Genomic DNA, 21673 nt, shown 5'->3' with positions numbered 1-21673 from the left:
GACGACGCTTACCCGGGTGGTAATCGAGCGGCGTCGTCGACTCTGGTTTCATGTCGTCATGTCCGAAACCGAGAACGCCGTCCACGTCTTCGACGCCGCTGTCGAGCTCACCGCTATCGACGCGGGCCGCTATACCGGAAACACGCACTCCGCATACGCAAACATGGTCGGACCGTTCGGAGGTGTCACGGCCGCCACGCTGCTCCAGGCCGTACAGCTCCACCCGGAGGTCCTCGGAACACCGTTGTCACTGACGGTCAATTTCGCCGCGGCGATCGCGTACGGGGAGTTCGAGATCGTCGCCCGACCGGTGCGTACCAATCGCTCGAGCCAGCACTGGGTGGTCGAGCTGACCCAGGACGGGTCTGTCACGACCACCGCTACCGCAGTGTTCGGCAATCGTAAGGACACCTGGGCATCGACCGAGCTCGCCGCGCCCACCGCACCACCTGCGGACGAGGTGGCGGCCACTCCCTTCCCCGATTTCGTGGCGTGGGGCAAGAACTACGAGATGCGCTTCGTCGAGGGCCCGATTCCCGGCCCCGACGCCGCCCCGCACCCCGATTCCACCTCCACCCTCTGGGTCCGTGACGAACCCGCACGCCCACTCGACTTCACCTCACTGACCGCCCTGTGCGACGTCTTCTACCCCCGCGCGTTCCTGCGCCGCGGCCACGCGCTGCCCGCAGGCACGGTGACGCTGACGATCTATTTCCACGCGGACGCCGCCGAGATCGAAGCCCAGTCGGATCATCCGATCCTCGCCACAGCCCGCAGCCACCGGTTCGGTCGGAACTACTTCGATCAGACCGCGCATCTGTGGGGCTCGGGCGACACATTGCTCGCCACCGCCCATCAATTGGTGTATTTCAAATCCTGAGACCCATTCTCCTGACAGATCAGGCACACCCCGTCATGATGATCGTCATCAGACGACGGGGGGGCACGTGCGCTGGTCGAACGAATGTCGATTCTCTGCAGCCGCCTTCGCAGCGGCCGGAGTTGTTGCTCTGAGCGTCGCACCACCGGCATCGGCGGAGCAGGCGATCGGCTCGTACGTCGCGCTGGGTGATTCGTTCGTGGCCGGACCGGGAATCCCACCGAGCACGAGCGACGAGTGCGGACGTTCCGAAGTGAACTACCCCACCCTGGTAGCCGAAACGCTCGGCGTCGACGAATTCGTCGACGCCTCGTGCAGCGGTGCCGTCTCCAGCGATCTGCATGGTCGACAGATCTCCGTCCTGACCCGCTCGGCAGTGCCACCGCAGTACGACGCACTGCGGCCCCACACCGACCTCGTCACGGTCGGAATCGGCGGAAACGACATCGGCCTGGTCCAGCTGGCGATCTCCTGCACCAATGTCGCTCCTCCCCCGCAGGGTGTGTCGTGCGCGGAGAGCAATTCCGGCCGGCCCGATCCCTACGACATCGCGATCGATACCTTCGCGTCCAGGTATGCCGTGATAGTCGAGGAAATCCGGACGCGGTCACCGCACGCAGACATCGTGTTCGTCGGCTACCCGACGGGGATCCGTGACGGCGGCTGCTTTCCGGAACAACAGATGTGGCCGCAGGACGCCACATATCTGCAGTCCAAGATCGACCGGCTCAACACGGTGATGGCCGAGCAGGTCGTCGGCGCCGGAGCCCGATTCGTGGACCTTCGCACATCGACGATCGGGCACGACGCGTGCGCCACCCCCGAGCAGCGATGGATGGAAGGGATCGTTCCGACATCTCCGGGTATCCCACTGCACCCCAATGCAGCGGGCCATCGCAATGCGGCGGAGCGGGTGGTCAGCGCGTTGTCAGCCGACAACTGAGCGTTCGGGTGCACGCACGGCGAGCAGCGCGACCAGACCCGACGCCAGCACGAGAAGCAGACCCGCGATGCCCGCCCGGTCCGCGCCGAACCACCACGCGAAGAATCCGAACAACGTCGGCGCCAGGAACGACACTGCACGGCCTGTAGTGGCATAGAGACCGAACATCTGGCCTTCGCGGCCGGCCGGGGTGATGCGAACGAGGAAGGTACGCGCCGACGACTGGGCGGGGCCGACGAACAGGCACAGAAGAAGGCCGAAGACCCAGAACATCAGGGGCCCGGACACCACCAACAACACCCCACCGACCACGATCATCGACGCCAACGAAGCGATGATGACTGCCTTCGGGCCCACCCGATCGTCGACGCGGCCCGCTACGAGCGCACCGACCGCCGACACCACGTTCGCGGCCACACCGAACAACAACACGTCGGCGGCGCTGATCTCGTACACGGTGACCGCGAGGACCGCCCCGAAGGTGAACACCCCCGCAAGACCGTCGCGGAACAAGGCGGACGCACCGAGATACCAGACGATGCGCCGGTCCTCGTTCCACAGCTCCTTCAGATCGTTCCACAGCACGCGGTACGACTCGACGAAACCCACCCGGCGGTCGTCGTCGGAACGTTGGTGGGGTTTCTCGGGCACGGCAAACAACACCGGCAAGGCGAACACCGCGAACCACACCGCAGCGAGCAATGCCACCAGCCGGATGTTGAGTCCGTCGCCGGTGGTGATCGACAAGAATCCTCGGGTGTCGCCGTCTCCGGCGATGAACCCCGTATAACACAACAGCAAGAGCACAATGCCACCGAAATAGCCCATGGACCAGCCGAATCCGGAGACCCGGCCGATGTTCTTCTCGGTGGAGACCTGACTGAGCATCGCGTTGTACGGAACATTGGCGAGTTCGAAGATCACCGAGCCTGCTCCGAGGAGTACAAGCCCGAGCCACAGGAAATGGTGGTCGTCCCGAACGAAGAACATTGCTGCCATCAACGCCACTGTCGCGAAGGTCAGAACCCCCAACGAGCGTTTCCGGCGCCCGCTCGCGTCGTACTTCTGTCCCGACACGGGTGCGAGTACGGCGATGGCGAATCCTGCGATGCCGAGAGCCCAACCGAGCCAGGTACTCGCCGAGATCGACCCGGGAAGATCATCGCCGACCGCATCGGTCAGGTACACCGAGAACACGAAGGTGAGGATCACCGCGTTGAATGCTGCCGAACCCCAGTCCCACAGGCCCCATGCGAAGACCTGCCGACGTGTCGCGTCAGTACCCGTGCCGGGTCTGAAGTCCGTATGTGCGTTCATGCCCCGCAGCTTATGAGCGACCGGTCGGCGATGCGACTGCGCGCACGCAGTGGTTAGTCTGTCGTCTCATGGTCCCGAAGATCCGCGCCGCCAGCCTTCGCGGATTCGCGTCGTTGGTCGAAGAACTCGGCGGCGATCCGGATCGGCTGCTCGGGCGGTTCGCGCTGTCTCGGGAACTCCTGACGTCCGATGACGAACTCATCCCGATCGATGCCCACGACTTGATGCTCGAGACCGCTGCGACCGAGCTGGAATGTCCCGACCTCGGTCTGCGACTGGCAGCGGTGCAGGACGTGAGTGTCCTCGGACCGCTCGCATTGGCGATCCAGAAGTCCTCGACCGTGGCCGAAGCACTCCATTGCGCGTCGCGGTTCCTGTACGTACACAGTCCCGCACTCAGGGTTGACGTCGAGCCCGACCCCTACGGCCGCCGCGGGGTCGTCGCGTTGACGTACCGCAAGGATCTCCGGGAATCGTCGTACTCACGGCAGGGCATCGAGTTGGGACTCGGCCTCTTCTTCCGGATCGCGGAACTGCTCATCGGAGGCCGGATCGGACTCCGATCGGTCGAGATCCCACACCGTCCGCTCTCATCCGTCCGCCGATACACCGACTTCTTCGGCAGCGACGTGAAGTTCGGCCGCGCGGTCGCCGCCATCTGTGTCGACAGGCGGATCCTGGACGAACGCTTCGCGCATGCCGACGAGACCATTCGGCAATACGCTTTCCAATTCCTGGCAGAGAACTTTTCCGACCCGGCCACCGAGTTGCCTGCACGCGTGCGCAGCATCCTCGCCGCGACATTGTCCGCGCCGCCGTCCCTGCCCGAGGTTGCGCGCGCGCTCGCGATGCACCCTCGAACATTGCAACGGCGGCTCGCCGCGGAGGACACCACCTTCGACACGGTTCTCGACGCCATTCGCCGCGACACTGCTCATCGACTCATCACTACCGGCAATGTGCCGTTCTCGCAGGTGACCGGACTCGTCGGTTTCACCGAACAAGCCACTCTCAGCCATGCGGTCCGGCGCTGGTACGGGATGAGCCCCAGAGAACTCCGCAACACCGTCGAACCCAGATTGTCGCGCTGAAACAAGTTTTCGCGAGACGCGCCTTGCACCCTGGACCGAGGACGATTCAGCCGCAAGGAGTGATCTGATGGCGACTCAGGCAGAGCGAACCGACGTCGAGCTTTCGAACATCGGGGCACGCATCATCCCCGAGTTCGAGGGTGTACACGACGTCTGGCCACGGGGTGAGCGTCTGAAAGCCGTGCGCCGCGCCGCGCAAATGTACAAGCAACGCTTCACGTCGCAGGGCCGCATCCGTGCGATCAAGTCGGTCGATATCGCCGCAGCACCGTACCCGGTCGAATACGCCTTCCACAACGCCGTGGCGGCACCGACCCTCCCCCTGATCTCGATGATCAACCGCATGATCGTCGTTCAGTACGACGACTGGAACGGCACCGCACGCACACTGGTGTTCGAACCCACCGTGCCTGATGGGTCGGCCGAAGCCCCGTTCTACCGAAACCTGCGCGCGCTCATCGACAAGGTCCCCGGTGGCCGCCTCGCGGAGAAACTCGTCCTGAGCTACTACAACGAGCCGAGCGACGTGCTCGAGAAGCTCGGCCTGGCACCGGACGACATCGACTTCTGCACCTTCGACCACCTTCACGTGCAGGACCCACGGATGATCCTGGGCTCCACCGAGATCATCGAAGGCGAGACCGAACCACGCAGAGCGCTGTTCGGCGACGCGAAAATGCTGGTGCACAGGCGCGAGCTGGCCACCTTGCAGTCCCTCCACCCCATGCAATGGGCGTGGTACGTCGACGGCGGGCTCGGCGGGGTGGATCCCGCCAAATTCGTGGCATTCGACGGCGACATCGAACTCGGCCCGGGAATCGCGCTCCTGTGGACGCCCGGCCATACCGACGGCAACCATTCTCTGGTGGTCAACACTCCGGACGGGGTCTGGGTCTCGTCGGAGAACGGTATTGCCCTGGACAACTGGCAACCGGAGCTCTCGAGGATTCCCGGTGTGCGCAAGTACCACGAGCGATTCGGTCGCGAGATCTGCCCCAACGCGAACACGCTGGAAGATTCTCTCGATCAGTACGATTCGATGATCAAGGAGAAGACGCTCGCCGACCCCTGCAAGACCGACCCTCGCTGGCTCCAGATTCTGCCCTCGACCGAGCTTGCTCCGCGCAAACGGCAGTGGCCTGTCGTACCGACCTACGTTCACGGCGGTATCGAGTACGGCACGATCGAGGCCGGGCAGCGATGAGTCGTGCTCGCGCAGGCGCAGTCGTCACCGGTGCAGGCCGTGGCCTGGGCAAGAAGATCGCTGCCCTCCTCGTCGAGCGTGGCTACCGGGTGCTGGTCACCGACGTCGACCCCGCGACTGCGCAGGCAACAGCCGACGAACTCGGCAGCCGCACCATAGCTCTGGCGGTCGACGTCCGTGACCATGCCCAGGTCGACGCCGCCCGCAAGGCGATCATCGAACACGCGGGACGTCTCGATCTGTGGGTGAACAATGCCGGAGTGTTGCGCACCGGCCCGGCCTGGGAACAGGACGAAGCGACCCGCCGGCTGATGATCGAGGTCAACGCACTCGGCACGATCAACGGGACCGTTGCCGCCATTACTGCAATGCGAGACACCGGCGGCGGCCACGTGGTCAACATCGTGTCGCTCGCGGGCCTGACCGCCGTGCCCGGCGAAGCGGTGTACGCGGCGTCCAAACACGCAGCCCTCGGATTCAGCCTGAGCACGATGGCCGATCTCCGGCTCGAGGGCATCACGAATATCGACATCTCCTGTGTCTGCCCGGACGGCATCTGGACACCGATGCTGCACGACAAGCTGGACGATCCGGCCTCGGCGCTGTCGTTCTCAGGAAAGCTGCTGGGGGCCGACGACGTCGTCGATGCGGTCCGCGCAGTGCTCGACAAACCCCGACTCGTCACCACGATTCCGCGTTGGCGTGGACTCGTCGCCCGGTTGGGCGACGCTCTGCCCCGATTCGGCCTTGCGGCCGTCCCACTCATGGTCGCGCAGGGTCGTCGCGTACAGAAGAATCTGAGAACCACCGGCGGACAGCGTAACTCGTGATCCCGGCCGGGCCCGCATCATCCCAACGCGACGTGAACAGCTGCTGCCAGGAGCGCAGAGACCGATTGGCGCATGACCGCGACCGCTTCGTCCACCGTAAGCTCGTATTCGTCGCGCAGCACCGACCATGACGCCCATGTGGATGCGATCCCGAGCGCCTGCACTGTCTGGGTGCGGCGGTGACGAGTCAAAGCGGCAAGCTCGCGCGCGAACAGGACCTCGATCTCGTCGGTCACACGATTGATGTGCAGCAGTCGATTTGCGCGGAGCTGTGGCGAGACCGCTTCACGAAGCCCAGCGGCCCGCGCCTGCGGCGCAACGTATTCGAGTAGCCGCGCACGCTGGGCGCAGAACGCCTCGATCCGGTCGGGAAGACTCAGCTCAGGAGCCACCGGTACGAACTGCGAATCCTGACGCCGCAAGACCTCCTCCCCTGTCGCAGCGAACAGAGTTTCGAGATCGCTGAAGTTCGCCCACAGCGCGCGAAGTGAGACCCCTGCAGCCTCTGCGATCTGCCCGCCGGTCGGCTTCAGTTCGCCGCCCTCGATGAGCCGGATGTGCGCCTCGATGACCAACCGGCGGGTGCGCTCGGCACGGGCGGTCCGGCCGTCGGAGCCGTTCATCCCCACACTTCCTCGCTTCGTTCGTGACACATCTGGATCCCACACAGTCTGCCAGTGGATCGGAAGCACGGCTGCGTACTTCGCGCCTGGCTGCGCCACCCACATCACAAACTTTCGTCGGACAGTAGGAATCTACACTCACAGTGTTGTAATCTTTCGCCGAACGTGATGTCGATCTCAACTTCAACACGGTCCGCGCTCAATACCTGCGGATCACAAAATCAGAAGGTGCATCGCCAGTGCAGCTACCAACCCTTTCTCGCACCGACAGTGCCGATACTGCACGACTCGAACTGGCCGGTATCGGAGTTCGCTTCGGAGGTATCGTCGCGCTCGACGACGTCTCCCTGCAGGTCCCCGCCGGGTCCGTCGTCGGGATCATGGGACCGAATGGCGCAGGCAAGACCACATTGTTCAACGTCATCTGCGGTTTCATCCGCCCCGGCGACGGCACCATGTCACTCGACGGGAAGCCGTTCACCCCTGTCCCACACCGGCTCTCCGCCCGCGGCGTCTCCCGGACCCTGCAGAGTCTCGGCCTGTTCGCCGGACTCACCGCCGTCGAGAACGTCGCTGCAGGCGCCTCGGGGCGACATCGTTCGCCGTTCGTTGCCGGCATGCTCGGACTACCCCCCGCAGCCCACCGCAATCGACAGACCCTCGCCGACGCCTCGAACCTGCTCGATGACCTCGGCATCGGCAGCTACGCACATACACTCCCGCCTGCGCTTCCCTATCCGGTCGCAAAGAAGGTCGCGATGGCGCGCGCACTCATCTCCGACCCCACCCTGCTACTTCTGGACGAACCCGCCGGCGGACTCGATCAGACCGATATCGACGACCTGCGCGAGCTCATCAGAGCTCTGCCGCAGCGCGCGGACAGCGTCGTCTCCGTCATGCTCGTCGAGCACAACGTCGACCTGATCATGTCGGTGTGCGACCACATCGCGGTCCTCGACTTCGGCCGGGTGATCTCGCAAGGCGCGCCCCACGAGATCAAAGCCGATCCCGTGGTCGCACAGGCGTACCTGGGTGACCGGGAGGCATCATGAGCACTCCATTACTCGCGGTCGAAAACCTCACGGCCGGTTACGGTCCCGTACCCGTCCTCCAGGACGTCGGATTCGAGGTACCGTCGGGCACGATCGCGGCTGTCGTTGGCCCCAACGGAGCGGGCAAGACAACGCTGCTGCGCGCGCTCTCCGGCACACTGCCTACTGTCCAGGGCTCGATCAGTGTCTCCGGCACTTCTCTGATCGGGGTACCGACCGAAAAACTGGTCCACCACGGCGTAGCTCATGTCCCCGAAGGACGCGGCGTGATCGGCGAACTCACCGTCGACGAGAATCTCCGCCTCGGCGGGTTGTGGCGAAAGGACCGCGCCGACGCCAAGCGCGCAGTTGCCGAGATGTACGAGATGTTCGAGCCGCTTGCCCGGCGCCGCGACAGCTCGGGACACCAACTCTCCGGCGGGGAACGACAAATGCTCGCGATCGGCCGCGCCCTCGTCGCACGACCGACGTTGCTGTTGCTCGACGAACCGTCGCTCGGACTCGCCCCGCGCATCGTCGAACTGATCATGACCACCCTTCGCGACCTGCGCGACCGGACCGGACTCACGGTCGTGCTCGTCGAGCAGAACGTCCACAGCGCTCTCCCCGTCTCCGATCAGGCGATCGTGCTTTCACTGGGGCGCGTCGCGGCCGCCACATCCGCTGCCGAACTCGCACACGATCCCGAGTTCCGTACCACCTACTTGGGTTTCTGAGGAGGCACCATGGACAGATTCCTGTTTCTCACCGTCGACGGCTTCGCCCGCGGCGCCGTTTTCGCTGCATTCGCCCTCGCTCTCGTCCTGATCTGGCGTGGTACCCGGGTGATCAACTTCGCGCAGGGTGCGATGGCAGCGGCCACGACCTACATCGCATATTCGGTCACGTCAGCAACGGGCTCGTACTGGTACGGCCTCATCGCTGCCGTAGCAGGTGGTTTCGTCCTCGGCGCGCTCGTCGAGCGGGTACTGATGCGGCGACTAGACCCGAAGCGCCCATTGTCCGCGGTCATCGTCGCGCTGGGCCTGGTGATGGTTTTGCACGCTGTCCTCGGAATGCTCTTCGGCAACGATTTCCGTCCGATGCAGCTGCCCTTTGCCCGCGAGCCGTTCCGCGTCGGCGACGTCGCGTTGCTCTCCCCCTACGACCTCTTCGTGTTCGCCACGGTCGGCATCGTGGTCCTCGCGCTGGCAGTCCTGTTCACCCGGACCGACATCGGCCTGAAGATGCGCGCATCCGCATTCTCACCGGATGTGTCGCGGCTGCTGGGCGTGAAGGTCTCAGCGATGCTCACCCTCGGCTGGGCCCTGGCCGGCGCCGTCGGCGCCCTTGCTGCGTTGCTGGTCGTCCCCACCGAGCTCGGACTCAACCCCCACGCCGTCGATCTGGTGTTCATCTTCGCTTTCACCGCCGCCGTCATCGGCGGACTCGACAGCCCCGTCGGCGCAGTCATCGGCGGCCTGGTCACCGGACTGCTACTCGGCTACGTCAGCGGCTATCTCAGCGGAAGCATCGCGCCGATCGCGGTACTCCTCGCACTGATCGGAGTGCTGCTCATCCGACCCAATGGCATCTTCTCCGGCACAGCAACAAGGCAGGTCTGACATGTTGTCGACACAACTCGCCGCCTCCGCAACCCGTACGGCGTGGATCGTCGCTGCAACCGCAGTGGTGATCGTTGCGATCTTCGTCCTGCCCCCGTTCCGGAACTACCAGCTGGCCACCATCGCCGCGTACGCGTGTGCCACAGCCGGTTTGACGGTGCTCATCGGACGCAACGGCCAGCTCTCACTCGGCCACGGAGCACTCATGGCCTTCGGCGCCTACACCTTCGCACTCACCGCCAACAGCATGGGCGACGCGGGAAGCACCGGCATCGCAGTACTGCTCGTCCCGCTGGCCGCCGCGGTCGTACTCACGTCGGCTCTAGGGGTGATCCTCGGTGCGGCCGCCGCACGGCTGCACGGCCCGTATCTGGCGGGCCTGACCCTCGCGCTCGTCGTTGCGATCCCGTCGATCACCACCACGTTCTCGGGGCTTCTCGGCGGAGATCAAGGATTGTGGGCGTACGTCGAAGGCCCGCCGACCGGGATCGCCTCGCTGTTCACCGTCGAACAGTGGCAGGCCACCGTAGCGGTGCTCGCTGCCGCGGTGACCGTCCTCGCGCTTTCCAACCTGATCTCCGGTGATTTCGGGCGACGAATGCAGGCGGTCCGCGACGACGAGATCGCCGCTCGGCTTGCCGGAATCGACGTCACGCGCACCAAGATCGCCACTTTCGTGGCGAGTTCCGGAGCAGCGGGGCTCGGCGGCGGCGTCCTGGCGATGGTGACGCAGAGCGTGTCGCCCGGTGCGTTCGGTGTGACATTCTCGCTGTTCCTGCTCATGGGTGTCGTCGTAGGGGGTGTCGGTTCCCTACTCGGCGCGGTGTGCGGCGCAGTGCTGCTGGTCGTGCTGCCCGCACTGGTCGCAACAGTCACCGATTCACTGCAGATGTCCCCGGCCCTCGCCGAACGCCTCGACGGCAATCTCGCGATCGCGCTGTTCGGTCTCGCCGTGATCGCCGTCGTGCTCGTAGCTCCGTCAGGTCTTCATGGCCTGCTCTCTCGCGCTGTGCACGCCGTGTCACCGGGCGGGCGCTCCCCGCGCCACCGATCAGGTTCGGTTCCCGCGACCATCCCCGTTTCCACCACACCGAAAGCAGAGGCACACAGATGATCAGATCCCGGCGACACCTGATCCCGATCGTCGCACTCGCGGCGACCGTGGCTCTCACCGCGGCCGGATGCGGCAGCGGAACCAGCGCGACGGACGGCACCACCGGCGAGGGTGACACCACCGGTGTCACCGACACATCGGTCCTCATCGGCACCCACATGCCGATGACCGGTCCTGCTGCGGCCGGCTATTCGAAGATTCCGGCCGCCACGCAGGCGTACTTCGACCACGTCAACGAGCAGGGTGGTGTACACGGGCGCACCATCGAATACAAGGTCCTCGACGACGGCTACAACCCGGCGAACACTCAACAGGTGGTGCGCGAACTGGTGCTGCAGGACCGGGTGTTCGCGATCCTGGGTGGTCTCGGCACACCCACCCACTCTGGTGTTCTCGATTTTCTCGACACCAACGGAGTGCCCGACCTTTTCGTCGCATCCGGATCGCGCACCTGGAACCAGCCCGACAAGTACCCGCTGACGTTCGGGTTCAACGCCGACTACACGGTCGAAGCGAAGGTCATGACCGACTACGTCCAGAAGAACCTGCCGGGAAAGCAGATCTGCACATTCGGCCAGGACGACGACTTCGGAGCCGACTACCTCGGCGGGGTCGAGCAGATCGTGGGGGCCGAGAACGTCATCGAACGCCAGACCTACTCCACGAGCAACACCAACGTCGCACCTCAGATCGGGGCTCTTCGAGCCGCGGGTTGCGAGGTGGTCATGCTGGCCACGATCCCCGGCTTCACCGCGCTGGCGATCGGCACTGCAGCTCGTCTGGGGTTCGCTCCCCAATGGACCACTGCGTCGGTCGGGGGCGATCTCGTGACGTTGTCCGCGACGCTCGGTGAAGCCGCTCCACTTGCGGAAGGTCTGCTGAGCACCAACTACCTACCGTCACATTTCAGTGAGAACGACGAGTGGACAACCCTCTTCCGGGAGATAAACGACCAGTACAACGACGGCGCCCAGTTCGACGGGAACATCGTCTACGGAATGTCGATGGCGCACCTGTTCGTGCAGGCGCTCGAAGCGGCCGGGGAGAATCCGACCCGAGAATCGATCGTCGCCGCGATCTCCGAGAACGATTTCGACGGGCCGAACCTCGTCCCGTTCCGCTTCTCGGCCGATGATCACGCGGGGGCAGGCGGGGCGCGCATCAACCAGGTCCGAGGCGGGATCCAGGAGTACATGGGGCCGTCCTACACCACCACCGACGCTCCCGGCGACCCCGTCGTCGAGTACGCAGCAGGATAAGTGTCACTCCGGATCGGATCTCGGGGTGCGGGGTCGGTCGTCATCGGGGGACGACCGACCCCTCTCTCGTTCGACCGGAATTTGCGATCGGACAAGGTCTGCTCTCTTGTACGAGAAGACCGGTCGCCGACCTGTCCCTTCCGATAGTCTGCTGCGTAGCAGCGAATTGTCGCGACGATGGGAATCCAGATGGCAAAGCTTGTGAACACGCTGTCCGAGGACGAATTCGTTCTCATCCGGGAAACGAAGAAGTCGCAGATTGCCGAACTCACCGAAGACGACCTCATCGACCTGCACACTCGGACCCGTCGGGCGCGCAACAAGTACGTCAAGCTCTACCGCAGAAGCGGCGCAGACAAGGTCGGTGAGAAGAAGTCCCGCGCCTCGGGTCGTGCAGCGAACAAACGCAATGCCGGTAAGGCCGAGTTGTTCGAAGATGCACTTGCGCGAGTCAGCAGTCGACTGGCCAAGGTTGCACGGCAGTCTGCTCGCGAACTCAAGGAAGAACGGCTGGCGCTCGCCAGAAGCGACTCCCCCGTGTCATCGGACGGTGCTGAAGGAAAGGGCGGCGCGGGAAAGGGCAAAGTGAAATCGGCGGGAAAATCGCGCGTCGATTCGACCCGTGATTCTTCCGGCCGCAAGAAGTACGAAGCATCGACGATCGCCGCGGGTGCACGCCGTCAGGCCAAGAAAGACAAGAAGAACGCGTGACCGGCACAGGGGTCGGCCGTTCGAACGAGAGATTCTGCCCGGCTAGGCTGAACGCCGTGACTCTGCCGAACCCCCACCCCGATGCCCGTGCCGTTGTCACCGGAGCTTCCTCCGGTATCGGCGAGGCTCTGGCCACCGAGCTCGCGGCGCGCGGGCATTCGCTGATCCTCGTTGCGCGACGTGGCGACGTCATGGAGAAGCTCGCGACCGAGCTCAGGTCCGCACACCGCGTCGAAGTCGACGTGCGCACGTGCGACCTGTCCGACCCCGAATCCCGTACCGATCTCGTCGACGAGTTGTCCTCGCGACGGATCAGCATTCTGTGCAACAACGCGGGTATCGCCACGTTCGGTGCTGTGGCCGAGCTGGACCCGTCCTACGAGCGCGCGCAGGTCGAACTCAATGCAGTTGCGGTGCATGATCTTACGCTCGCGGTTCTTCCGGGAATGGTGGAGCGCAGGTCGGGCGCGATCCTGATGGTCGGGTCTGCAGCAGGCAACATGGCGATCCCCAACAACGCGACCTACGCCGCGACCAAGGCGTTCGTGAACACCTTCTCCGAATCGCTTCGCGGGGAACTCAAGGGCAGCGGCGTGCATGTCACCCTGCTGGCTCCCGGACCTGTGCGCACCGAGGTGCCGGATCCGTCCGAGGCGTCGATCGTCGATCGGATCGTTCCCGACTTCCTGTGGATTTCGAGCGAACACACCGCGAAGGTGTCGTTGGACGCGCTCGCACAGAACCGCATGCGCATCGTTCCCGGCCTGATCTCGAAGGCGATGTCGGCGGCGGGACAGTTCTCTCCCCGGTCCATCTCCGCCCCTATCGCTGGCGCGTTCTACAAGAAACTCGGAGGCTGACGCCTCCACCTGCTCCCCAGACCGGCGTCCGGCGCATCTCGCATCGGACGCCGGCCCCGTCGTATTACAGTGATCCCCCTCACTCTCCGAGGGCGTGCTTCCCACTTCGTTTCACCTGCTCCCATCTGCTGTTTCCCTGTCAACCCGAGCGCAGTCGGCATGCGTCTCGAAAATTCCCACAAATCGATACCTGTGTTAACAAGTAGTTACGGAAAATTTTCACAAACACAGGGAGTAGTGCATTGTCGCCGAAGATCGCGATTCTTGGAGCAGGACCGAGTGGGCTCGCGCAGCTGCGCGCCTTCGAGGCAGCACGGAAAGCCGGTCTCGACGACGTCCCCGACATCGTGTGCTTCGAGAAGCAGGCGGACTGGGGCGGAATGTGGAACTACACGTGGCGCACCGGCCTCGATGCACACGGCGAACCGGTCCACGCGAGCATGTACCGGTACCTGTGGTCCAACGGCCCCAAGGAATGCCTCGAGTTCGCCGACTATTCCTTCGAGGAGCATTTCGGACGACCCATCCCTTCGTACCCGCCGCGCGCGGTCCTCCTCGACTACATCATGGGTCGGGTCGAGAAAAGCGATGTGCGCAAGTACGTCCGGTTCAACACAGCGGTGCGGTGGGTGGACTACTCCGAGCAGACCGAGAAGTTCACCGTTACCGTGATGGACCACGACAAGGGCGAACTCGAATCCGACGAGTTCGACTACGTGGTCGTCGCCACCGGGCACTTCTCCACTCCGAACGTACCCGAGTTCGAGGGCCTCGACCGGTTCCCCGGTCGTGTCCTGCACGCTCACGATTTCCGCGACGCCGCCGAATTCGCAGGCAAGCGACTGCTTCTCGTCGGTAGCAGTTACTCGGCCGAGGACATCGGAACGCAGTGCTACAAGTACGGTGCAAAGGAGGTCACGTTCAGTTACCGCTCCGCACCGATGGGACACGACTGGCCCGATGCGTTCTCCGAAGTGCCACTGCTCACGCGTGTCGACGGCAGCACAGCACATTTCAAGGACGGCAGCACCCGCGAGGTCGACGCCATCGTGCTCTGCACCGGCTACCAGCACCACTTCCCTTTCCTACCCGACGAGCTGCGGCTGCGCACCAACAACCGGCTGTACCCGCGAAACATCTACAAGGGCATCTTCTTCCAGAACAACCCTCGCCTGATGTACCTCGGCATGCAGGACCAGTACTTCACGTTCAACATGTTCGACGCGCAGGCCTGGTACGCCCGCGACGTGATGCTCGGCCGGATCGCGTTGCCCGACTTCGACAGACGCGACGCAGACATCGAGTCGTGGCGAACCCGCGAAGAGGCCCTGAGCAACCCGATCGAGGACATCGACTTCCAGGCCGCGTACATCCGGGATCTCGTCGCACCGACCGACTATCCCGAGTTCCACGTCGAACGCCAGGGTGAAGTGTTCAAACAGTGGAAGAAGGACAAGAAGGACGACATCATGGGCTACCGCAACCGTAGCTATACGTCCACCCTCACCGGAACCACCGCACCGCCGCTCCCCGCACCATGGCTGGACATTCTCGACGATTCCCGAGAATCCTTCCTGTGCAATGATTTCGAAGCCGATACAGAGGACGCACCCGGGGAGAAAATCGTCGCCACACGAACCGAGCGTCTACGCATCCCGGGCACCCTCCGCTCTCCCGAGGCGCGCGTCACCGCGAATGTCTAGCGACTAGCGTCGGCGGCGCCTGCCGGTCCCGAAGATGCTTCGTGAGATCTCCCGGCCCGCCGCCGACGCTGCCGAACGCAGAAACCCCTTCACTGCACTGCTGCCGAGCACCTGCTCGACGAGGGACGGTCCATCGTCGGGCGGTGCGGCGGGTGCCTGCCCTGCGGCGTGGTCAGGAACAGGTGGCGCCTCGAAATCCGGATCGTTGTTCGGGGCGCCCGCCACCGTCGCGGTGAGCTTCTCGTATGCCGACTCGCGATCGATGGTGCGGCCGTACTTCCCGTACATCGGGCTCGCCTGCGCCGCCGCCCGCATGGCGTTCTCACCGACCGTGTCCATCAGCGATCGAGGCGGGCGGATGCGCGTCCACGCAACGGGCGTCGGGGTTCCCATCTCGGAGAGCACCGTGACGATGGCCTCACCTGTTCCCAACGTCGTGAGCGCTTCCTCGAGGTCGTAGAACTCCGTCATCGGGTACGTACGGACCGTCTTGGTCAGTGCTTTCTGATCATCGGGGGTGAATGCGCGCAGCGCATGCTGCACCCGCGCGCCGACTTGCGAGAGCACCGCGTTCGGAATGTCGGTCGGCAGCTGGGTGCAGAAGATCACGCCGACGCCCTTCGACCTGATCAGCTTCACCGTTTGCTCGACCTGCTGCAGGAACGCTTCGGAGGCGTCCGCGAACAGCAGGTGGGCCTCGTCGAAGAGAAATACCAGTCTCGGTTTGTCGAGGTCGCCGACTTCCGGTAGGGCTTGGAACAGGTCTGCCAGCAGCCACATCAGGAAAGTGGAGAACAATTGCGGGCGCATCGCCTGATCACCGAGCTCGATCAGGTTGAGCATCCCCTGCCCACCGACGACATCGAGCAGATCCTCGGTTTCGAGTTCAGGCTCCCCGAAGAACGTGTCGCCGCCTGCAGCCTCCAGGTTGACGATCGCGCGCAGGATCACGCCGGCGGTCGCCTTGGAGATCCCGCCGATCCCCTGAAGTTCTGCCTTCCCCTCGTCGCTCGTCAGGTGCGCGATGGTCTGGCGCAGATCCTTCAGATCGAGCAGGGCGAGTCCGTTCATGTCGGCCCAATAGAAGATCAGTCCGAGTGTGGATTCCTGGGTCGCGTTCAGTTCGAGCACCTTGCTCAGCAGGATCGGACCGAACGCGGTGACAGTCGCGCGAACGGGGATCCCCACGCCTTCGGTTCCCAGTGAATAGAACCGCACCGGAAAACCGGTCGGGCTCCACCCATCGTCGCCCGTGTCCACTGCGCGCGCAGCGAGCACATCACTCGTCTCCCCTGCCGCAGACAGCCCCGACAGGTCACCCTTGACGTCGGCAACCACAACAGGCACACCCGCAGAGGAGAGCTGTTCGGCAATGAGCTGCAGTGTCTTCGTCTTGCCGGTGCCCGTTGCGCCGGCAACCAGGCCGTGCCGATTCAGGGTTGCCAACGGTATCCGCACGTGGGCTGTGGGATCGACTGTGCCGTCGTGCACGACAGCACCCAATTCCAGTGCCTCTCCGATGACGGCATAACCGTCGGCGATCGTTGTGCTCGGACGCGAAGTTTCGGCCATCCGATCTCCCCTATCGATGTGTGACAGACCTCGGCGCACCCCACCGACGACTTTAACCGTTCTTCCTCCTGGCTACTCTGTGAGTCGTGCAGGACAAACTCGTATGGATCGATTGTGAGATGACCGGGCTGCGGATCGGCAGCGACAAGCTGATCGAGATTGCCGCGCTGGTCACCGATAGCGACCTCAACGTGCTGGGCGACGGAGTGGACATCGTCATCCACGCCGACGACGACGCTCTCGCCTCCATGCCGGAGGTGGTGCAGCAGATGCACGCGAAGTCCGGACTCACGGAGGAGGTGCGCCGCTCGACGGTCAGTCTCGCCGAGGCCGAGAAACTTGTGCTCGACTACATCCGGGAGCACGTCGCGGAACCGGGCACCGCACCGCTGGCAGGTAACTCGATCGGAACCGATCGCACCTTCATCGCACGGGACATGCCCGAGTTGGACGGCTTCCTCCACTACCGGATGGTGGATGTGAGCTCGATCAAGGAGCTGACCCGGCGCTGGTTCCCGCGGATCTACTTCGGTCAGCCCGAGAAGGGGCTCTCGCACCGCGCGCTGGCCGACATCAAGGAATCGATCCGCGAGCTGCGCTACTACCGGCGTACCGCATTCGTTCCCGAGCCCGGACCGACGTCCGCCGAGCTCATCGCCGTCGTGAAGGAGCTCGGACCCGCCTGACCAGGCGATTCGGTGTTTCCACCAAAGTCACGCTAGTATCTGTACCGCAAGCGCACGCGGTCGAAGACCGTACGCGATTGCGATGGTGAGTGTAGTTCAGTTGGTAGAGCACCAGGTTGTGATCCTGGCTGTCGCGGGTTCGAGTCCCGTCACTCACCCCCAAGGGAAAGCCCCTGACCAGTGGAGACACCGGTCAGGGGCTTTCTGTTTCCTGCTCCATGCAACAGGATATGCGGGTTATAGGGGACCGTTGACGCGGAAGAGTCCCGCGACGAACGGCGTCGTATCGGGCATCGACCGTTCGATGGCGGTGAAGTGCCCGGCCATGTAGACGCGATAGTCCACATCGGCGCCCGACGCGGTCATCTCCGCGGCCAGTTTCGCCGACAGCGGGATAGGCACCATCACATCGTGTATGCCGTGGCCGAGGAAGACCGGACGGTCGTAGCCGTCGGTGGGGACGGCCAGATACTCGGCGAGGACGGCGGGCAACTCTCCTTCGAACATCGGACGCGCCGGCAAGTCACCGATGCTCACCGATTGCGCGACCGCGTCCAGATCGTCGTAGCAGAGCACCTCCGCCTGATCGAGGATTTCCTGACCGGCCGGAGTGAAGTAGCTGTCGATGTCGACGTCGGGATAGGCATCCCGGACTCCCGAGAACAAGTACCCACTGAACGACACGAGCCCCCACAGACCGGGATCAGGCAACCCGGGGACTCCGAGGGTGAACGCCGACTCGAGATTGGCCGGGGCCCCGGTGGCGACAGTGCCTCGGAAGTCGAGTTCCGGCGCTCGGGAGGTCGCGATGCGGGCGGTGTGCAGGGCCGCGTGACCACCTTGCGAGTGTCCGATCACCGCCCAGCTGTCGGACAGGGTCGGATCGGCTGCGCGGGCGGCGCGAACACTGTCGACGACACTGTGCGCGGCGCTCTGGCCGTCGAGGTACCGGTGGAGGCCCTCCGAACCGAGTCCTGGATAGTCGGCCGACACCACCGCGTAACCCTGGTCGAGCCAGTGCCCGAGGTACATCTTTTCGACATCGGAGCGGGGGGTACGGGTCGTCAGCGAACAGTCGTCACCGACACCGGTGGTCCCGTGCGCCCACGCGACGACGGGCCGGCCGCCCTCGGGCGGATCGCCCTGCGGCACGAACAACGCGCCGGTGGCGATGGTGGCTTCACCGGAGCGCCACTGCGTGCGGTATTCGATCTTCTCCGCAACTGCGGTGCCGGGCAGGGAGAGTTCGACCGGGAGCGGTTCGACCGAGACGAGTGCGCCGGGTTCCGGCCCAGCGGGTGCGCCCGCAGCGGGTGCGGCGGCCGCAATGTGCGACCCGATCAGCTGAGGAACAACGAGGCCCAGCGCCGCAACAGCGCTGAGCCACGTTCGAATGCCGGTCACCGGCTATGCATTCGCGTTACCGGCTTTCCAGGTGTCCCACGGAATGTTCCAGTCTCCGAGCCCATCGGTGCCGGACAGCACCCCACCGACGGTGTTGCTCACGATGACGATGTCGCCGCGTTTGGTGTTGTCGAAGATCCACTTGGCGTTCGCGGGGCTCAGGTTCAGGCACCCGTGGCTGGTGTTGCGGTACCCCTGGTCGCCGAGTGACCACGGAGCCGAGTGGAAGAAGATACCGCTGTAGGACATGCGGGTGGCCCAGTCGACCGGTGTGCGGTACCCCTGAGACGAGTCGACGGCCACTCCGTACGTCGACGAGTCCATGATCATGTGATCGAACCGGTCGCCGATCGTGTAGACGCCGTTGGGGGTGGGCGTGTCGTTCTTCCCCATCGAAGTCGGCATCGTGATCACGTCGGCACCGTTGCGGTTGACGACCACCTGCTTGGTGTTGTCGTCGACCCTGATGATCACCGAGTCGCCGATCGTGAACGAGGTCGCGACATCGGACTGGCCGAACAGGCCGTCGCCCAGATCCTTGCCGTAAGCCTTCACATCGACCGAGACGGTGGTGCCGGGCGTCCAGTAGTTCTCCGGTCGCCACCGCACTTCGCGGTTGTTGACCCAGTAGAACGCACCCTCCACCGGCGGGTTCGTCGTGACGGTGATCGCTTCCTCGGCAGCGAGGCGATTCGGGATGTTCTCGTCGAACTGCACCGCGACCGGCTGACCGATACCGACGACAGACCCTTCACCGGGCATCACGTACGGCTGGGTGAGATTCGACGGAGACGATGTCGTGAACGACAGGCTCGAGGTGGTGGCACCTCCGAGTCCGTAAGCGACGGCTTCGAGAACGTACTGGCGGTTGTACCCGAGCGGCTCGGTGTTCACCCAGGTTGCATCGTCCTCGATCGCACCGGAGACCGGTTCTCCCTCTGGGGTGAGGAGGGTCACCGATTCGAGCTTGCCGTTGACCACCGACACCGTGACCGGGTCGATCGGAGAGAAGCCGACGCCGCCGTCTTCCACACTGGCCGACACTGTCGGTTTGATGAGTGCCGCGAGTGGGTTCGAGTCGATCGGCACTTCATCGGCCCCGCCACCCGATCCCGGCGAGCAGGCAGTGACGAAGGCCATAAGCCCGACGATCATCAACCCCAGTACCGCCGCGGTCCGCCGCCGACGCGGACTCGTCACTTGTTCTTGTTGCACTGCCACTCTCCGCTCCCGCCTCCCCACAGACACCAAAACTGCAGGTAACACATGTAAAAGCAATCTTGCCAGCCCATGTTCCGGGCAGGCCCTACGACGCCCCCCGACGTCGATAACGTTCGAATACCGAATCGCCCCCACCGCGCCATCCGTTACAGCTCCAGCGCCTCGAAAGGCCCCTGAGCAGGCGATTTGGCGCGATCTTCCGAGGTGTGTAATCTTCTCTTCGTCGCCGGGACAACGGACCGGAGACAGAAACACCAAGCGCCATTAGCTCAATTGGCAGAGCAGCTGACTCTTAATCAGCGGGTTCGGGGTTCGAGTCCCTGATGGCGCACAGCGGAAAGCCCCACATCCGGAACACTACCGGGGTGGGGCTTTTTCGGCACTGTAGAAAGAATCACCCTTCGATGATCACCGGATCTCCGAGTTTCACGTTCTCGTAGTACCAGCCGGCGTTCTCGGTGCTGAGGTTGATGCAGCCGTGACTGACATTCGCGTATCCCTGAGAATCCACCGACCACGGTGCAGCGTGCACGAAGATTCCGCCCCATGTGAGCCTCACCGCATATTCGGTGTCGATGCGGTACCCCTCGGGCGCGTCGATCGGCACTCCGTAGGTAGACGAGTCCATCACCAGATGGCGGAATTTCTCGAGCACCGGGAATGTGCCGATGGGGGTTTCGTATCCCGGTTTACCCAGCGACGTCGGCATCGTCCTGACGACCTCGCCGTTCAGACTGACCGTGAACTGGTGCGTCGAGCGATTCGCGACCGCGATGAACGAGTCACCGACCTGGAAGTGGGTCCGCGACCCTCCGACCAGGACCGTGACGTCGGTACCTCCGGGCCAGAAGCCGTCCGGTACCCATTGCAACTCCCGATCGCTCACCCAGGACGTATACCCCTCGACGGGCGTCGCGGTGATTATCTGCACTGCGTTCTCGGCCGCTACCCGATCCGTGACGGGTGCGGTGAAACGCACGATCACCGGATGCGCGACCCCCACCACGTCCCCGGTAGCGGGCTCGACAGACGAGATACCGACGCCTCCGGGCGGCGCCTCGACGACGGTTCCCGCAGCGGCGGCGGCTCCGGAGCCGAACCACACGGCGGTTGCGAGAATGGTGGCCAGAAGCAGTCGTGCGCTCCGCTGACAACCCCGCATGACGGTCGCCTCCTTCGAACAAAGACAGACCCCGACCCATCCAGTGAAGCACGTCACACCTATGGGCGCGGCATATGAAAGGTTGTCGTGCACGAATGCACAGTGCCCGCGTCCGTAAAGACGCGGGCACTGTGCGGATCCAATGGGGTCAGCGCAGAATCTTGCGCAACACGAGCAGACCCACCACCGCACCCACAGCGATGGCGGCGTATTTCTTGACCTGAGGCTGATTGACCTTCGCCACGACGCTCTGCTTGGTGTTCGCCACCAAGGTCTTCGGGTTGGCGCGGAGGCTCAGTTCGTCGAGCGTGCTCGCGAGCTGGTTGCGGGCCTTTTCGATGTCCCGCTCGATGTCGCCGGTGTCCCTAGCCACGTGATCCTCCAGAAAGTCGCTGCAGTGTGCTGCGACCACGGTAATGGACGAACGGTCTACTACT

Annotated in this window: 21 protein-coding genes and 2 tRNA genes; 16 read left to right on the top strand and 7 right to left on the bottom strand. The window is 64.2% G+C overall.

Annotated elements, in window-relative coordinates; translation table 11 throughout:
- Nucleotides 1-58 precede the first annotated feature (58 nt).
- Both ACSYG9_RS20225 and ACSYG9_RS20220 read left to right on the top strand, forming a co-directional pair.
- Nucleotides 59-880: an acyl-CoA thioesterase domain-containing protein gene (locus tag ACSYG9_RS20225; protein ID WP_440124185.1), complete on the top strand. Its 822-nt coding sequence runs from the start codon at nucleotides 59-61 to the stop codon at nucleotides 878-880.
- A gap of 67 nt (nucleotides 881-947) precedes the next feature.
- Nucleotides 948-1823 carry a GDSL-type esterase/lipase family protein gene (locus ACSYG9_RS20220; protein ID WP_440124184.1) on the top strand — a complete coding sequence of 292 codons (876 nt, stop codon included), beginning with the start codon at nucleotides 948-950 and terminating at the stop codon, nucleotides 1821-1823.
- Here the strand turns inward: ACSYG9_RS20220 and ACSYG9_RS20215 are convergent.
- Nucleotides 1809-3140, bottom strand: a complete 1332-nt coding sequence (locus tag ACSYG9_RS20215) for an MFS transporter (protein WP_454839728.1) — start codon at nucleotides 3138-3140, stop codon at nucleotides 1809-1811. The genes ACSYG9_RS20220 and ACSYG9_RS20215 overlap by 15 nt on opposite strands.
- Before the next feature lie 68 nt (nucleotides 3141-3208).
- On the opposite strand from ACSYG9_RS20215, the gene ACSYG9_RS20210 reads away from it, so the two are divergent.
- The 3 genes from ACSYG9_RS20210 (at nucleotide 3209) to ACSYG9_RS20200 (ending at nucleotide 6265) form a co-directional block, all read left to right on the top strand.
- Nucleotides 3209-4231: an AraC family transcriptional regulator ligand-binding domain-containing protein gene (locus tag ACSYG9_RS20210; protein ID WP_440124182.1), complete on the top strand. Its 1023-nt coding sequence runs from the start codon at nucleotides 3209-3211 to the stop codon at nucleotides 4229-4231.
- A 67-nt stretch (nucleotides 4232-4298) separates the two neighbouring features.
- A complete protein-coding gene (locus ACSYG9_RS20205; RefSeq protein WP_440124181.1) occupies nucleotides 4299-5435 on the top strand; it encodes a hypothetical protein in 1137 nt (378 codons plus the stop codon).
- Nucleotides 5432-6265, top strand: coding sequence for an SDR family oxidoreductase (locus tag ACSYG9_RS20200; RefSeq protein WP_454839725.1), 834 nt, complete (start codon nucleotides 5432-5434; stop codon nucleotides 6263-6265). Before ACSYG9_RS20205 ends, ACSYG9_RS20200 begins: the two co-directional genes overlap by 4 nt.
- 17 nt (nucleotides 6266-6282) lie before the next feature.
- Here the strand turns inward: ACSYG9_RS20200 and ACSYG9_RS20195 are convergent, their stop codons facing one another.
- A complete protein-coding gene (locus ACSYG9_RS20195; protein ID WP_454839723.1) occupies nucleotides 6283-6888 on the bottom strand; it encodes a TetR/AcrR family transcriptional regulator in 606 nt (201 codons plus the stop codon).
- Between the two features lie 239 nt (nucleotides 6889-7127).
- Between ACSYG9_RS20195 and ACSYG9_RS20190 the strand changes: the two genes are divergently transcribed.
- The 8 genes from ACSYG9_RS20190 (at nucleotide 7128) to ACSYG9_RS20155 (ending at nucleotide 15191) form a co-directional block, all read left to right on the top strand.
- A complete protein-coding gene (locus ACSYG9_RS20190) occupies nucleotides 7128-7940 on the top strand; it encodes an ABC transporter ATP-binding protein (protein ID WP_454839721.1) in 813 nt (270 codons plus the stop codon).
- Nucleotides 7937-8656 (top strand): ATP-binding cassette domain-containing protein, encoded by a 720-nt coding sequence (locus ACSYG9_RS20185; protein ID WP_440124176.1) that lies wholly within the window; start codon nucleotides 7937-7939, stop codon nucleotides 8654-8656. The genes ACSYG9_RS20190 and ACSYG9_RS20185 overlap by 4 nt, the downstream gene beginning before the upstream one ends.
- 9 nt (nucleotides 8657-8665) lie before the next feature.
- Nucleotides 8666-9544 carry an ABC transporter permease subunit gene (locus ACSYG9_RS20180; protein WP_440124175.1) on the top strand — a complete coding sequence of 293 codons (879 nt, stop codon included), beginning with the start codon at nucleotides 8666-8668 and terminating at the stop codon, nucleotides 9542-9544.
- Nucleotide 9545: 1 nt separating this feature from the next.
- Nucleotides 9546-10658 carry a branched-chain amino acid ABC transporter permease gene (locus tag ACSYG9_RS20175; RefSeq protein ID WP_454839719.1) on the top strand — a complete coding sequence of 371 codons (1113 nt, stop codon included), beginning with the start codon at nucleotides 9546-9548 and terminating at the stop codon, nucleotides 10656-10658.
- Entirely contained in the window at nucleotides 10655-11917 is a 1263-nt protein-coding gene (locus ACSYG9_RS20170; RefSeq protein ID WP_440124173.1) for an ABC transporter substrate-binding protein, read from the top strand. The genes ACSYG9_RS20175 and ACSYG9_RS20170 overlap by 4 nt, the downstream gene beginning before the upstream one ends.
- A gap of 189 nt (nucleotides 11918-12106) precedes the next feature.
- Nucleotides 12107-12628, top strand: coding sequence for a hypothetical protein (locus ACSYG9_RS20165; protein ID WP_440124172.1), 522 nt, complete (start codon nucleotides 12107-12109; stop codon nucleotides 12626-12628).
- A gap of 56 nt (nucleotides 12629-12684) precedes the next feature.
- Nucleotides 12685-13488 (top strand): mycolate reductase, encoded by an 804-nt coding sequence (gene cmrA, locus ACSYG9_RS20160; protein ID WP_454839716.1) that lies wholly within the window; start codon nucleotides 12685-12687, stop codon nucleotides 13486-13488.
- A gap of 242 nt (nucleotides 13489-13730) precedes the next feature.
- Nucleotides 13731-15191 (top strand): flavin-containing monooxygenase, encoded by a 1461-nt coding sequence (locus ACSYG9_RS20155; protein ID WP_454839714.1) that lies wholly within the window; start codon nucleotides 13731-13733, stop codon nucleotides 15189-15191.
- Between the two features lie 3 nt (nucleotides 15192-15194).
- On the opposite strand, the gene ACSYG9_RS20150 is transcribed toward ACSYG9_RS20155, so the two are convergent.
- Nucleotides 15195-16763 carry a helicase HerA-like domain-containing protein gene (locus tag ACSYG9_RS20150; protein WP_440124169.1) on the bottom strand — a complete coding sequence of 523 codons (1569 nt, stop codon included), beginning with the start codon at nucleotides 16761-16763 and terminating at the stop codon, nucleotides 15195-15197.
- An 86-nt stretch (nucleotides 16764-16849) separates the two neighbouring features.
- Here ACSYG9_RS20150 and orn point away from each other — a divergent pair, with 86 nt between their 5' ends.
- Nucleotides 16850-17449 (top strand): oligoribonuclease, encoded by a 600-nt coding sequence (gene orn / locus ACSYG9_RS20145; protein ID WP_440124168.1) that lies wholly within the window; start codon nucleotides 16850-16852, stop codon nucleotides 17447-17449.
- Nucleotides 17450-17533: 84 nt separating this feature from the next.
- Nucleotides 17534-17611: transfer RNA gene (locus tag ACSYG9_RS20140), tRNA-His, on the top strand.
- Nucleotides 17612-17686: 75 nt separating this feature from the next.
- Here ACSYG9_RS20140 and ACSYG9_RS20135 read toward each other — a convergent pair.
- Together ACSYG9_RS20135 and ACSYG9_RS20130 are read right to left on the bottom strand one after the other, a co-directional pair.
- Nucleotides 17687-18814, bottom strand: a complete 1128-nt coding sequence (locus ACSYG9_RS20135) for a lipase family protein (RefSeq protein ID WP_440127736.1) — start codon at nucleotides 18812-18814, stop codon at nucleotides 17687-17689.
- A gap of 42 nt (nucleotides 18815-18856) precedes the next feature.
- A complete protein-coding gene (locus tag ACSYG9_RS20130) occupies nucleotides 18857-19993 on the bottom strand; it encodes an Ig-like domain-containing protein (protein ID WP_440127735.1) in 1137 nt (378 codons plus the stop codon).
- A 339-nt stretch (nucleotides 19994-20332) separates the two neighbouring features.
- On the opposite strand from ACSYG9_RS20130, the gene ACSYG9_RS20125 reads away from it, so the two are divergent.
- A tRNA-Lys gene (locus ACSYG9_RS20125) sits at nucleotides 20333-20405 on the top strand.
- 63 nt (nucleotides 20406-20468) lie between these two features.
- Here ACSYG9_RS20125 and ACSYG9_RS20120 read toward each other — a convergent pair.
- Nucleotides 20469-21236 carry a L,D-transpeptidase gene (locus ACSYG9_RS20120; protein WP_454839711.1) on the bottom strand — a complete coding sequence of 256 codons (768 nt, stop codon included), beginning with the start codon at nucleotides 21234-21236 and terminating at the stop codon, nucleotides 20469-20471.
- Between the two features lie 148 nt (nucleotides 21237-21384).
- Nucleotides 21385-21609 carry a DUF3618 domain-containing protein gene (locus ACSYG9_RS20115; RefSeq protein ID WP_169688522.1) on the bottom strand — a complete coding sequence of 75 codons (225 nt, stop codon included), beginning with the start codon at nucleotides 21607-21609 and terminating at the stop codon, nucleotides 21385-21387.
- Between the last annotated feature and the right edge of the window lie 64 nt (nucleotides 21610-21673).

The organism is Rhodococcus sp. SJ-2 (assembly GCF_053750035.1).
Note: the sequence above shows the minus strand (reverse complement) of the source record. Positions and strands in the feature narration are given on the sequence as shown.